Source organism: Streptomyces venezuelae (genome assembly GCF_008642355.1).
Classification (GTDB): Bacteria; Actinomycetota; Actinomycetes; order Streptomycetales; family Streptomycetaceae; genus Streptomyces; species Streptomyces venezuelae_B.
The window spans coordinates 1,748,806-1,762,301 of sequence record NZ_CP029193.1; the positions used below are offsets into that span (position 1 = coordinate 1,748,806).

The following is a 13,496-nucleotide window of genomic DNA, read 5'->3' on the forward strand; positions in this document are numbered from 1 at the left end:
GGCGCGGGACGCGGGGTGATCAGTATCTCTTCGGCGGGCTTGTCGGACTGTTCGAAGCGGTGCGTCGCGGGGGCGGCCACCGGATGGCGGAGGCCGACACTCCGGCCGGTTTGCGGGCCCCCGGCCCCCGCTCCTTACGATCGCTGTCGAACGCCGGGAAGGGACGAGGTGGCGGGACTCCGCTTCGAGTCACCGCACCGCCCGGCCCAGTTCACTTTCCGTTCACCCGGAATGCCTACGTTCAACTCGCCACTGACGTCCAACAGAAGCCTGGGTAAATGGAACACATCACGCTTCTCCTCGGGATCGTGATCGTCACCGCTCTCGTGTTCGATTTCACGAACGGTTTCCACGACACTGCCAACGCGATGGCGACGACCATCTCGACCGGCGCTCTGAAGCCCAAGACGGCGGTGGCCATGTCCGCCGTGCTCAACCTCGTCGGTGCCTTCCTCTCGGTGGAAGTCGCCAAGACGATCTCCGGCGGCATCGTCAACGAGGACGGCCTCAAGACAGAGGTCATCTTCGCCGCGCTCGTCGGCGCGATTCTCTGGAACCTCCTGACCTGGCTGGTCGGCCTGCCCTCCAGTTCCTCCCACGCGCTCTTCGGCGGCCTCATCGGCGCCGCGGTCATGTCGATGGGCTGGTCGTCGATCAACGGCGGCACCGTCGTCACCAAGATCCTGATCCCGGCCCTCGCCGCGCCGCTCGTGGCGGGTGTCGCCGCGATGCTGGCCACGCGCCTGACGTACCGGATCGGCCGCAACACCGACACCAAGGCCACCGCCAAGGGCTACCGCGTGGGCCAGATCGCCTCCGCGGGCCTCGTCTCGCTGGCGCACGGCACCAACGACGCGCAGAAGACCATGGGCATCATCACGCTCGCCCTGGTCACCGGCGGTGTCCTCAACCCCGGCGCGAACCCCCCGATGTGGGTCATCGTCTCCGCCGGTGTCGCCATCGCGCTCGGCACCTACCTCGGCGGCTGGCGCATCATCCGCACCATGGGCAAGGGCCTGACCGACCTCCAGCCGCAGCAGGGCTTCGCCGCCCAGACCAGCGCCGCGACGGTCATCCTCGCCTCCTCGCACCTGGGCTTCTCGCTCTCCACCACCCAGTCCTGCTCCGGCGCCGTGATGGGCGCGGGCCTCGGCCGCAAGGGCGGCGTCGTCCGCTGGTCGACCGCGACCCGCATGTTCGTCGCGTGGGGTCTGACCCTGCCGGCCGCCGGTCTGGTCGGCGCGGGCGCCGAGTTCCTCACCAAGCAGGGCCCCTGGGGCATCGCGGCCACGGCCGCGCTCCTCGTCGGCGGCTCCGCCGTCATCTGGGTGCTCTCGCGGCGCAACGCCATCGACCACACCAACGTCACCGACGACGAGGTCCGCACGGACGGGGGCGTACCGGCCGAGCCCATCGGCGTCGTGACCACCGCGATCGCCGCCGTCACGCCGCCCCCCGCGGGCACCCTGGCCGCCTCGCCCGTCCCGGACACGTCCGTCAAGGCCGGCGTCTCGGCCCCGACCACGACCACGACCGGCGCCATGGCGGACCCCGCCCGGCCCGCGACGGTGTAAGGACAGACCAGCATGAACATCGACTGGGCAGCTCTCGGCTCCGTCTTCGGCGTCAGCCTCGCGGTGACGGTCGCCCTCGTGGGCCTCTTCACCCTCGGCATCGTCGGCCTCTCCCAGCAGGAGAAGGCGACCGCCGCCTCCGGCGGTTCGGCGGCCGTGGCGCGCACCGGCGCGTACGCGTGCTTCGCGCTGTGCGCGGCGGCCGTGGCGTACGGGATCTATCTGATCGTCGCCTGACGGCAAGGTTTCCCGGAGGGGTGCGGAGCGTACGAAACGCTCCGCACCCCTCCTGTGTGTGGGCCCCAACACACTCTCCCGTCGCAGGTCAACAGCGAGTTGACGGGCATTCGCGGGGCGTGGTGGACTGCCCGGGCCAACTACGGCGGCAGAAGAGGAAGCCGGTGCGAATCCGGCGCGGTCCCGCCACTGTCACCGGGGAGCCACTCCCCGGAAGCCAGGAACTCTCGCCGCCGATTCACGTCGAACCAGGGCGCGGACACCCTGAGTGAGGACACACAACGCCATGAGTGCCGATCGCGATTTCGCGTACGGCGCCGCCGCCGGATTCCTCGGTGACCTGTTGCTCGGCGATCCCCGCCGAGGCCATCCGGTCGCCGCGTTCGGCCGGGCGGCGGGCGCCGTCGAACAGGTGCTGTGGCGGGACCACCGCGGGTGGGGCGCCCTGCACACCGCGGTGTGCGCCGGGGGCGCCGCGGGCGCCGCCGCACTGGCCTCCGCTCTCGTACGCCGCTCCGCCGCGGGCCGTGCCGGAACCGTGGCGCTCACCGCCGCCGCGACGTGGGCCGTGCTCGGCGGCACCTCGCTGGGCCGCGAGGCGCGGGCCGTCGGCGGGGCCCTGGAAGCCGGTGACATCGAGGTCGCCCGGGAGCGGCTGCCCCATCTGTGCGGGCGGGACCCGCAGGCCCTGGACGCCGACGGGATCGCGCGGGCCGTCGTGGAGTCCGTCGCCGAGAACACCTCCGACGCCGTGGTGGGAGCCCTGGTGTGGGGCGCGCTCGGCGGCGTGCCGGGGCTCGTCGCCTTCCGTGCCGTGAACACCCTCGACGCGATGGTCGGCCACAAGTCGGCGCGCTACCGGCGCTACGGATGGGCCTCCGCCCGGCTCGACGACGTCTTCGGCTGGCCCGGGGCGCGGCTCACCGCCGCGCTGGCCGTGGTCGCGGGCGACGCGCCCGCGGAGGCGGTGCGCGCCTGGCGCTCCGACGCCGCGCACCACCCGAGCCCCAACGCCGGTCCCGTCGAGGCCGCTTTCGCGGGGGCTTTGGGCGTACGCCTCGGGGGGACCCTCTCGTACGCGGGACGGGTCGAGCACCGGCCCGTGCTCAACGCGGACGGGCGCGACGTACAGGTGAGGGACATCGAGCGGGCGGTGAAGCTGTCCCGGCGGGTGAGCGGGCTGGCGCTCGGCGTCGCGGTCGTCGCGGGCGTCGCCCGACTGAGGTCAAGGAGAGCTTCGTGAGCGGTGGACTGCTCGTCGCCGGAACCACATCGGACGCCGGGAAGAGCGTCGTCACCGCCGGCATCTGCCGGTGGCTGGCGCGCAAGGGGGTGTCCGTCGCGCCGTTCAAGGCGCAGAACATGTCCCTCAACTCGTTCGTGACGCGCGAGGGAGCCGAGATCGGGCGGGCGCAGGCCATGCAGGCGCAGGCCGCCCGCGTCGAGCCGAGCGCGCTGATGAACCCCGTGCTGCTCAAACCGGGCGGCGACCGCTCTAGCCAGGTCGTCCTCATGGGCAAGCCCGTGGGCGAGATGAGTGCGCGCGGGTTCTTCGGGGGGTCTGAGGGGTCGTCCCCCGGGGACAGGCTGCACGGGGGACGCCAGGCGGCGCTGCTCGACACCGTCGTGGGTTGCCTGGAGGAGCTCCGGAGCACGTATGACGCCGTCATCTGCGAGGGCGCGGGCAGCCCCGCCGAGATCAATCTGCGGCGCACGGACATCGTGAACATGGGCATTGCGCGGGCCGCGCGCTTCCCCGTGCTCGTGGTCGGGGACATCGACCGGGGCGGGGTCTTCGCCTCGTTCTTCGGGACGACGGCGCTGCTGAGCGCGGCCGACCAGGAGCTGGTCGCCGGGTATCTCGTCAACAAGTTCCGCGGCGACGTCTCCCTCCTCGAACCCGGGCTCGACATGCTGCTCGGTCTCACCGGACGGCGCACGTACGGCGTGCTGCCGTTCCAGCACGGGCTCGGCATCGACGAGGAGGACGGCCTGCGGGTGTCCCTGCGGGGCGCCGTGCGCGAGTCCGTGGTGGCGCCGCCGGTCGGCGAGGACGTGCTGCGCGTCGCCGTGTGCGCGGTGCCGCTGATGTCCAACTTCACCGACGTGGACGCGCTCGCCGCCGAACCCGGTGTGGTCGTGCGGTTCGTGGACCGGGCGGAGGAGCTCGTCGACGCGGACCTCGTGATCGTGCCGGGCACGCGCGGGACCGTGAAGGCGCTGCGGTGGCTGCGTGAGCGCGGCCTCGCGGACGCCCTCGCGCGCCGCGCCGCCGAGGGCCGCCCCGTGCTCGGCATCTGCGGCGGCTTCCAGGTCCTCGGCGAGCACATCGAGGACGACGTCGAGTCGCGCGCCGGTTCCGTCGACGGGCTGGGGCTGTTGCCGGTGCGGGTGCGGTTCGCCCGCGAGAAGACCCTCGCCCGGCCGGTGGGCGAGGCACTCGGCGAACCCGTCGAGGGGTACGAGATCCACCACGGCGTCGCCGAGGTGACGGGCGGCGAACCCTTCCTGGACGGCTGCCGGGTGGGCGAGGTGTGGGGCACGCACTGGCACGGGTCGCTGGAGAGCGACGCGTTCCGGCGCCGGTTCCTCACCGAGGTCGCCCGCGCGGCGGGCCGCCGCTTCGTGCCCGCCCCCGACACCAGCTTCGGCGCGCTGCGGGAGGAGCAGCTCGACCTGCTGGGCGACCTGATCGAAGAACACGCGGACACGGACGCGCTGTGGAACCTGATCGAACAGGGACCGCCGGCGGGCCTGCCGTTCATCGCGCCCGGCGCGCCGCCGGCGGCACCGGAACGCACCAAGGAGGCTCTGTGAGTACCCCGTACCCGTTCACCGCCCTCGTCGGGCAGGACGACCTGCGGCTCGCGCTGTTGCTGAACGCCGTATCGCCCGCCGTGGGAGGCGTACTCGTACGGGGAGAGAAGGGCACCGCCAAGTCCACCGCCGTGCGCGCGCTCTCCGCGCTGCTGCCGGAGGTGCCGGTCGTCGCCGGCTGCCGCTTCTCGTGCGACCCGGCGGCTCCCGACCCCAACTGCCCCGACGGCCCCCACGAGTCGGCGGGTGCCACCGCGCGGCCCGCGCGCATGGTCGAGCTGCCCGTCGGCGCCTCCGAGGACCGGCTCGTCGGCGCCCTCGACATCGAACGGGCCCTGGCGGAGGGCGTGAAGGCCTTCGAGCCCGGACTGCTCGCCGACGCGCACCGCGGCATCCTGTACGTGGACGAGGTCAACCTCCTCCACGACCACCTGGTCGACCTGCTGCTCGACGCCGCCGCGATGGGCGCCTCGTACGTCGAGCGCGAGGGCGTGTCCGTGCGGCACGCCGCGCGGTTCCTGCTCGTCGGCACGATGAACCCCGAAGAGGGCGAGCTGCGGCCGCAGTTGCTCGACCGGTTCGGTCTCACCGTCGAGGTGGCCGCGTCCCGCGAGACGGACCAGCGCGTCGAGGTCGTACGGCGACGGCTCGCGTACGACGACGATCCCGAGGGCTTCGCGGGCCGCTGGTCCGAGGACGAGTCGGCACTGCGCGACCGGGTCGTGGCGGCCAGGGCACTGCTCCCCCGAGTCGTCCTCGGCGACGGGGCGTTGCGGCAGATCGCGGCGACGTGTGCGGCCTTCGAGGTCGACGGGATGCGCGCGGACATCGTGATGGCGCGCACGGCGACGGCGCTCGCCGCGTGGGCGGGCCGCACCGATGTCCTCAGCGAGGACGTGCGGCAGGCCGCGCTGCTCGCGCTGCCGCACCGCAGGCGCCGCAACCCCTTCGACGCGCCCGGACTCGACGAGGACAAGCTCGACGAGGCGCTGGAGGACGCGCGCGAGGACGAGGAGCCCGAGCCGCCGGAGGGCGACGACGACCCCGACGGAGGCGGCCCGGACGGCGACGGTCCTGACGGGGGCGGCGGGCAGCCCCCGGCCGGTGACGGCCCCGACTCCCCTGAGCTGCCCGCGCAGAACCAGGGCCCGGACGCACCGGAAGCGCAGGACACTCCGGGCGACGACTCGTCCGCCCCGCAGGAGCCCGCCCCCACGGCGGGCGCCCCGTCGGGCCCCGGCGAGCAGCAGGCCGTACGCGCCGCCGAGCCGTTCCGCACCAGGATGCTGAGCGTCCCCGGCGTCGGCGAGGGCGCCGCGGGACGCCGTTCGCGCGCCCGCACCGAGCACGGCCGCACCACCGGTTCGCGGCGGCCCCGCGGTGCCCTGACCAAGCTGCACCTGGCGGCCACCGTGCAGGCCGCGGCCCCGCACCAGAAGGCGCGCGGGCGCTCCGGCGCCGGTCTCGTCGTACGCCGTGACGATCTGCGGCAGGCGACGCGGGAGGGCCGCGAGGGCAACCTCGTGCTGTTCGTCGTGGACGCCTCCGGGTCGATGGCGGCGCGGCAGCGGATGAGCGCCGTCAAGGGCGCCGTGCTCTCGCTCCTCCTCGACGCCTATCAGCGGCGCGACAAGGTGGGGCTCGTGACGTTCCGCGGCACGGAGGCGGAGGTGGCGCTGCCGCCGACGTCGTCGGTGGACGCGGCGGCAGCCCGTCTCGAGAAGCTGCCGACCGGCGGGCGGACACCGCTGGCCGCGGGTCTGCTGAAGGCGCACGACGTGCTGCGCGTCGAACGCCTTCGGGACGCCGCGCGGCGTCCGCTGGTCGTCGTGGTGACGGACGGGCGGGCGACCGGGGGCGTGGAGCCGGTGGCGCGTGCGGGCCGTGCGGCGGGGCTGTTCGCGGCCGACGGGGTCGCCTCGGTCGTCGTGGACTGCGAGTCGGGCTATGTACGGCTCGGTCTCGCGGGGCAGCTCGCGGGTGAGCTCGGCGGGACGGTCGTGACGCTCGACGAGCTGCGGGCGGACTCGATCGCCGGCCTCGTCAAGGACGTACAGGGAATGAACTCGCCTTCCAGGAGGGCCGCTTAATGCCGCAGGGACAGCCGAGCGTCGTGCCGGACGACGGTCTCACGACGCGCCAGCGCCGCAACCGTCCGCTCGTCTTCGTCCACACGGGCGTCGGCAAGGGCAAGTCGACCGCCGCGTTCGGGCTCGCGCTGCGAGCCTGGAATCAGGGGTGGCCGATCGGCGTCTTCCAGTTCGTGAAGTCGGCGAAGTGGAAGGTCGGCGAGGAGAACGCGCTGAAGGTCCTCGGCGCCACGGGCGAGGGCGGCACGGTCGCCTGGCACAAGATGGGCGAGGGCTGGTCGTGGATCCAGCGGGCCCCCGCCGAGGGCGAGCAGACCAACGAGGACAAGGCCCGCGAGGGCTGGGAGCAGGTCAAGCGGGACCTCGCCGAGGAGACGTACAAGCTGTACGTCCTCGATGAGTTCGCGTACCCCATGCACTGGGGCTGGATCGACACCGACGAGGTCGTCGAGGTCCTGCGCGACCGCCCGGGGACGCAGCACGTCGTCATCACCGGCCGCAACGCGCCGCAGAAGCTGATCGACTTCGCCGACCTCGTGACCGACATGTCGAAGGTCAAGCACCCGATGGACGCCGGGCAGAAGGGCCAGAGGGGCATCGAGTGGTAGCTCGCCTCGTCATCGCGGCGCCGTCGTCGGGCAGTGGCAAGACGACCGTCGCGACGGGTCTGATGGCCGCCTTCACGGCGGCGGGGCTCAGCGTCTCCCCGCACAAGGTCGGGCCCGACTACATCGACCCCGGCTACCACGCGCTGGCGACGGGGCGGCCCGGCCGCAACCTCGACGCGTTCCTGTGCGGGCCCGGCCTCGTCGCGCCGCTCTTCGCGCACGGCGCGGCCGGGTGCGACATCGCCGTGGTCGAGGGCGTGATGGGGATGTACGACGGGGCGGCGGGCCAGGGCGAGCTGGCCTCCACCGCGCACGTCGCGAAGCTGCTGCGGGCGCCGGTCGTCCTGGTCGTCGACGCGTCGTCGCAGTCGCGGTCGGTGGCGGCGCTGGTGCACGGTTTCGCGTCATGGGACCCGGAGGTGCGGGTCGCGGGCGTCATCCTGAACAAGGTGGGCTCGGACCGGCACGAGACGCTGCTGCGGGAGGCACTGGACGAGGCGGGGGTTCCGGTCCTCGGTGTGCTCCGGCGTGCCGCGCAGGTGCAGACGCCGTCGCGGCACCTCGGGCTCGTGCCGGTCGCCGAGCGGCGGGGCGATGCGGTGGAGTCGGTGGCGGCGCTGGCGTCGCGGGTGCGGGAAGGGTGCGACCTGGAGGGGCTTCTCGCGCTGGCGCGCAGTGCGCCGTCCCTGCCGGGTGAGGCGTGGGACCCCCACGCGGGGCCCGGTACATCACCGGCGTCGCCGGGTTCATCCTTGAGCGCCGGACGGGCTGAAGCCTCCGACACGCGGGAGAGGCCGCTCGTCGCCGTCGCCGGTGGGCCCGCCTTCACCTTCTCGTACGCCGAACACGCCGAGCTGCTCGGCGCCGCCGGAGCCGACGTCGTCACGTTCGACCCCCTCCACGACGAGCAACTGCCCGACGGCACGGCGGGGTTGGTCATCGGGGGCGGATTCCCCGAGGTGTACGCGCCGGAGTTGTCGGCCAACGAGACGCTGCGCAAGGCCGTGGCCGAGCTCGCCCGCTCCGGGGCACCCGTCGCCGCCGAGTGCGCGGGGCTGCTCTACCTCTCCCGTGAGTTGGACGGGAAGCCGATGTGCGGGGTGCTCGACGCCGGGGCGCGGATGTCGGAGCGGCTGACGCTCGGGTACCGCGAGGCCGTCGCCGTGTCGGACAGCGTCCTCGCGCCCGCGGGCACGCGCATGCGGGGCCACGAGTTCCACCGCACCGTCATGGAGCCGGGGGCGGGACCCGTTCCCGCGTGGGGCCTGCACCGGCCCGAGCGGCGCGTCGAAGGCTTCGTACAGGGCAATGTGCACGCCAGCTACCTGCACACGCACTGGGCCGCGGAGCCGGGCGTCGCGCGCCGGTTCGTCGAGCGGTGCACGCCGTGACCGCGGGCGGCGGCTCAGCCGGCGATGCCCACCACCAGCCAGATGAACGCCGCGCCCGCCACCGTGCACAGCAGGGTCGAGCGGGCCGGGTGGTCGTGGTGTGCCTCGGGCAGGATCTCCGCCGCCGCGAGGTAGAGCAGCGCGCCGCCGAAGAACCCCAGATAGCTGCCGAGCAACTGCTCCGGAATGGTGAAGAGCAGGGTCGACGCGGCGCCCGCCACGGGGGCCACCGCGTCCGCGAACAGCATGGCCAGCGCCTTGCGGCGGGCGTTCCCGTACAGGCTCGTGAGCGTGTACGTGTTGAAGCCGTCCGCGAAGTCATGGGCGACGACGGCCAGCGCCACGGCCACGCCCATGCCGCCGCCCACCTGGAACGCCGCGCCGATCGCGACGCCGTCCATCACGCTGTGCCCGACCATCGCCGCGGCGGCCGTGAGCCCCACCTCGGGCACCCGCCCGCCCCCGTGCTCGTCGGCGCCGTGGGCGGCCCGGCGTCCCGCGAGGAGCCGTTCCACCAGATGGGCGACGAGGAAGCCCGCCACGAAGAGGAGCAGGGCAGCCGGTACGCCGAAGACGGGCCGCCCCGCGGCGGCCAGCGCCTCCGGCAGCAGGTCGAGGCCGACAACTCCGAGCATCAGGCCGCCCGCGAGCCCGAGGACGAGATGGCGCCGGTCGGTGACCCGCTGGGCCGTCCAGCCGCCCACCAGGGTCATGAGGAAGGCGCCGAGCGCCACGAACACCGCCATGGCCCCTTGCTAGCCGATTGACCCCCTGCTCCGCACATCCACCGCCCCCACCCCACACGAAAGGACCCACTCCATGGAGGACGTCGTGCTCGTCGTCGGCGTCGGCGCCTGCGAGGACGCGCCGGTGGAGGAGGTGCTCGGCCTGGTCCGGGACGCGGTACGCGAAGCGGGCCTCGCCGAGAGCGCGGTCGCGGAGCTGGCGACGGTCGACGTGAAGGGCGCGGAGCCGGGGATCGTCGGGGCGGCGGCGCGGCTCGGGGTGCCGGTCGTGACGTACACGGCGGCCGAGCTGTCGGACGTGACGGTGCCGAACCCGACCGCGCGGTCCCGCGCCGCGGTGGGTACGCCGTCCGTGGCGGAGGCGGCGGCGCTGCGGGGCGGCGGTGAACTCCTCGTGCCGAAGCGGAAGTCGGCGCCCGCGGGGCGTCCCGCGATGGCGACGTGTGCGGTCGTGGCTCGCGCTCGGGGTTCTGCCGCGGGGGGTTCGGCCGCGTCCTTCGACCTGCGGCACCACGGGGACGCGGAGGTACGCGACGACGGTGCGGACCTCACCGATCTCGCCGTGAACGTACGGTCCGACACTCCCCCGGCGTGGCTCAAGGAACTCATCGCCGCGTCCCTGGACGATCTGGCGGCGTATCCGGACGGCCGGGAGGCGCGGGAGGCGGTGGCGGCGCGCCATGGCCTCACGCCGGACCGCGTGCTGCTCACGTCGGGCGCGGCGGAGGCGTTCGTGCTGCTCGCCCGCGCGCTGAAGGTCCGGCACCCGTATGTCGTCCACCCGCAGTTCACCGAGCCCGAGGCGGCGCTGCGGGACGCGGGGCACGAGGTGGGCCGGGTGCTGCTGCGCGAGGAGGACGGGTTCCGGCTCGACGCGGCGGTGGTGCCGGAGGAAGCCGACCTGGTGGTCGTCGGCAATCCCACCAATCCGACGTCCGTACTGCATCCGGCCGCGTCGATCGCTCAACTGGCCCGCCCGGGGCGGACGTTGGTGGTCGACGAGGCGTTCATGGACGCGGTGCCGGGCGAGCGGGAGGCGTTGGCGGGGCGTACGGACGTACCCGGGCTCGTCGTCCTGCGCAGCCTCACGAAGACGTGGGGGCTCGCGGGGCTTCGGATCGGGTACGTCCTCGCCTCCCCCGACACGATCGAAGCCCTCGCGCAGGCGCAGCCGCTGTGGCCGGTGTCGACGCCCGCGCTCGTGGCGGCGCGGGCGTGCGTGGGGCCCCGTGCGGTGGCGGAGGCGGGGCATGCGGCGCACCGCGTCGCCTCGGACCGTGCGCACCTCCTCGCAGGGCTCGCCGAGTTGGGCCCCTTCGGGGTCCGCGTGGTGGAGCCCGCGGAGGGCCCCTTCGTGCTGGTGCGGGTGCCGGGGGCCGGTGTTGTCCGGGAACGGCTTCGGGGGCGGGGGTTCGCTGTGCGGCGTGGCGACACGTTTCCTGGGCTGGGGCCTGACTGGATACGGCTCGCCGTCAGGGATCGGCTCACGTCGGCTGCGTTTCTCGAGGCGTTTGTCGCTGCGCTGGGGGGTGCGGACTAGGCCGCCGCTCCGCGACGGATCACACCCACGCACCCTCCCGTGGGAGTGGGGGCGGGCGCCTGAACCCGCCCCCGTGTTCCGTGGTTAACCCCTGCTGCGCCGCGCCAGCGTCACCGCTCCGCCGCCCGCCACCAGGAGGACCACCGCACTCCCCGCCACATACGGTGTCAGCGAGTTGCCGCCCGTCTCCGCGAGGTTCGCCTCCGTCTTGGGTTCGATCGGCTTCTCCGGCTCACCCTGCGGCTTCTCGCCCTCCTCCTTCGGCGGCGTCACGCCCACCGGTGTCTCGCAGCCCGCCCCGGCCAGCGTCACCGTTCCCGTCACCTCGGCGACGTTCAGCTTCAGCGGGTTCACGGAGACCGTGAGTTCCAGCGCCGACGCCGCCGCCGTGCGTGATGTCGTGTGCGTCTTGGAGAGGGCGAGGGTGACCTCGCCGACCCCCGGCACCTTCACCTCCGTCGTGCCCTTCGCCGTCAGCGTGACCTTCTTGCCGAGGACGGTCACCGCACCCAGCAGATTCGATTCGGCAACCGGTCGTTCGCCCTCCGTGCAGACCGCCTTGGACGTGACCTGCTCGACCTCGACGAGGGAGAGGAGCGGAAGTCCGGGTACGTGCACCTTGGCGCGTGCGATGTTGCTGTAGCCCCGCGCCGTGCCGCCCCGCACCGTCGCCTTCGCCGTGGCGACGTCCGCGCGCAGCACGCTGAAGGGGCGGCCGCCGTCGACGCCGTCGAGGCGGGCGGTCAGCGCGGTCTTCTCCGCGCTCGCGGGTGCCCGGACTTCGTTGAGGGCGACCTTGAGCGGGACGTTCACGGTCTTGTTGAGCAGGGCGACGTTCAGCCCGGTGCGGAGCACGACGGCGTCGGCCCGCCCGCCCTTGTGGCTGTCGCCGCCCGTGGCGTGCGCGGACCCCGCACCCGCGAGCGCCGCGGGACCGGCGGCGAGCGCGGTGGTGACGGCAACGGCGGAGAGACGACGGCCATGCGCGCGGAGGGCGTTACAGAAGGTCTGGCTGTTCACTGTGGTGGGACCTCACGAGAGAAAGGGGCCACCGGGTGCGCACGCCACATGGGGACATCGCGTGCGCGCCGATGGCGTCGTCCCGACATCGACGAGGGACGACGCCGGAATCTTTACGCACACAGAGTGAACGGTCAGCAACCTGACGTGAGTTCACTCCAACGGGATGATTCCGGCCTTCCATTCGAATCCTGCGGCACAGGCGTTCCCAGGGAGCACCTCAGCAACAGTCCGGACCGGGCCAAGGAGCGCCCCCGCCGCGTCGGCGGCCACACCCAACGAGCCGCACCGCCCCCGCGTAACGCCCAGGTCAACCCCTCAGCCCACCACCCGGCCGTTGAGCACGACCCGCCGCGGAGCCGCCAGCACGCGCACGTCGTCGCGCGGGTCCGCCTCGTACACCACGAGGTCCGCCGGCGCGCCCTCCGTGAGCCCCGGGCGGCCGAGCCACTCCCGCGCACCCCACGTCGTCGCGGAGAGCGCGTCCAGCGCGGGGATGCCCGCGCGGGTCAGCTCGACGATCTCCGCCGCGACCAGGCCGTGCGGCAGCGAGCCGCCCGCGTCGGTGCCCGCGAAGACGGGAATGCCCGCGTCATAGGCGGCCCGCACCGTGTCGTATCGGCGTGCGTGCAGCCGGCGCATGTGGTCCGACCAGCGGGGGAACTTCTTCTCGCCACCGGCGGCGAGGTCCGGGAACGTGGCGATGTTGACGAGCGTCGGGACGATCGCGACGCCGCGCTCCGCGAAGAGCGGGATCGTGTCCTCCGTGAGGCCCGTCGCGTGCTCGATGCAGTCGATGCCCGCCTCGACCAGGTCGCGCAGCGAGTCCTCGGCGAAGCAGTGGGCGGTGACGCGGGCGCCGAGGCGGTGCGCCTCCGCGATCGCCGCGCGCACCGCGTCGCGGGGCCAGCAGGCCGTGAGGTCGCCCGCCTCACGGTCGATCCAGTCGCCGACGAGCTTGACCCAGCCGTCGCCGCGCCGGGCCTCCTGCGCGACGTACGCGACCAGTTCGTCGGGTTCGATCTCGTGGGCGTAGTTGCGGATGTAGCGGCGGGTGCGCGCGATGTGGCGGCCCGCGCGGATGATCTTCGGGAGGTCTTCGCGGTCGTCGATCCAGTGGGTGTCGGAGGGCGAGCCCGCGTCGCGCAGGAGGAGGGCGCCGATCTCGCGGTCGGTGAGGGCCTGCTTCTCCGCGGTGTCCGCGTCGACGGGGCCGTGCGCGTCGAGGCCGACGTGGCAGTGGGCGTCGACCAGGCCGGGCAGGGTCCAGCCCTCGACCGTACGGACGTCGTCGGCGGCGGTGCCGACGGGCCGGTCGTAGGTCACCCGCCCCCCGACCACCCACAACTCGTCCCGTACGTCGTCGGGTCCGACGAGCACCCGCCCTTTCACGTGCAGCACCGCGTGATCGCTCATGGCAGCAGCTTAGGAGGCACCCGGAACGCCCGGTACGGGGCCGGTCGGTGCGCCCGG

Annotated in this window: 11 protein-coding genes and 1 riboswitch; of the genes, 8 read left to right on the plus strand and 3 right to left on the minus strand. The window is 73.5% G+C overall.

The features are described 5' to 3' along the window. Window positions 1-278 precede the first annotated feature (278 nt). The 7 genes from DEJ47_RS08105 (at window position 279) to DEJ47_RS08135 (ending at window position 8,717) form a co-directional block, all read left to right on the plus strand. Window positions 279-1,574: an inorganic phosphate transporter gene (locus DEJ47_RS08105; protein ID WP_150166353.1), complete on the plus strand. Its 1,296-nt coding sequence runs from the start codon at window positions 279-281 to the stop codon at window positions 1,572-1,574. A gap of 12 nt (window positions 1,575-1,586) precedes the next feature. Next, window positions 1,587-1,811: a hypothetical protein gene (locus DEJ47_RS08110; protein WP_150166355.1), complete on the plus strand. Its 225-nt coding sequence runs from the start codon at window positions 1,587-1,589 to the stop codon at window positions 1,809-1,811. A 106-nt stretch (window positions 1,812-1,917) separates the two neighbouring features. Beyond that, a riboswitch (cobalamin riboswitch) is annotated at window positions 1,918-2,061 on the plus strand. A gap of 36 nt (window positions 2,062-2,097) precedes the next feature. Continuing rightward, complete coding sequence (locus DEJ47_RS08115; protein WP_150166357.1) at window positions 2,098-3,054, plus strand: cobalamin biosynthesis protein; 957 nt, start codon at window positions 2,098-2,100, stop codon at window positions 3,052-3,054. Beyond that, on the plus strand, window positions 3,051-4,628 hold the full coding sequence (locus tag DEJ47_RS08120) for a cobyric acid synthase (RefSeq protein ID WP_150166360.1): 1,578 nt from the start codon (window positions 3,051-3,053) through the stop codon (window positions 4,626-4,628). Before DEJ47_RS08115 ends, DEJ47_RS08120 begins: the two co-directional genes overlap by 4 nt. Then, the gene (locus tag DEJ47_RS08125; RefSeq protein ID WP_150166362.1) at window positions 4,625-6,718 is read left to right on the plus strand and encodes a putative cobaltochelatase; all 2,094 of its coding nucleotides are present in this window, start codon (window positions 4,625-4,627) and stop codon (window positions 6,716-6,718) included. Before DEJ47_RS08120 ends, DEJ47_RS08125 begins: the two co-directional genes overlap by 4 nt. Beyond that, window positions 6,718-7,326 (plus strand): cob(I)yrinic acid a,c-diamide adenosyltransferase, encoded by a 609-nt coding sequence (gene cobO / locus DEJ47_RS08130; RefSeq protein ID WP_150166363.1) that lies wholly within the window; start codon window positions 6,718-6,720, stop codon window positions 7,324-7,326. The genes DEJ47_RS08125 and cobO overlap by 1 nt, the downstream gene beginning before the upstream one ends. Beyond that, entirely contained in the window at window positions 7,320-8,717 is a 1,398-nt protein-coding gene (locus tag DEJ47_RS08135; protein WP_150166364.1) for a cobyrinate a,c-diamide synthase, read from the plus strand. The genes cobO and DEJ47_RS08135 overlap by 7 nt, the downstream gene beginning before the upstream one ends. A gap of 14 nt (window positions 8,718-8,731) precedes the next feature. Here the strand turns inward: DEJ47_RS08135 and DEJ47_RS08140 are convergent, their stop codons facing one another. After that, a complete protein-coding gene (locus tag DEJ47_RS08140) occupies window positions 8,732-9,463 on the minus strand; it encodes a ZIP family metal transporter (RefSeq protein WP_150166365.1) in 732 nt (243 codons plus the stop codon). 73 nt (window positions 9,464-9,536) lie between these two features. Between DEJ47_RS08140 and cobC the strand changes: the two genes are divergently transcribed. Beyond that, window positions 9,537-11,003, plus strand: coding sequence for an Rv2231c family pyridoxal phosphate-dependent protein CobC (gene cobC, locus DEJ47_RS08145; protein WP_150166366.1), 1,467 nt, complete (start codon window positions 9,537-9,539; stop codon window positions 11,001-11,003). A gap of 84 nt (window positions 11,004-11,087) precedes the next feature. Here cobC and DEJ47_RS08150 read toward each other — a convergent pair whose 3' ends face one another. Then, window positions 11,088-12,023, minus strand: coding sequence for an SCO1860 family LAETG-anchored protein (locus tag DEJ47_RS08150; protein WP_150166367.1), 936 nt, complete (start codon window positions 12,021-12,023; stop codon window positions 11,088-11,090). A 318-nt stretch (window positions 12,024-12,341) separates the two neighbouring features. Continuing rightward, the gene (locus tag DEJ47_RS08155; RefSeq protein WP_150166369.1) at window positions 12,342-13,439 is read right to left on the minus strand and encodes an amidohydrolase family protein; all 1,098 of its coding nucleotides are present in this window, start codon (window positions 13,437-13,439) and stop codon (window positions 12,342-12,344) included. Window positions 13,440-13,496: the final 57 nt, after the last annotated feature.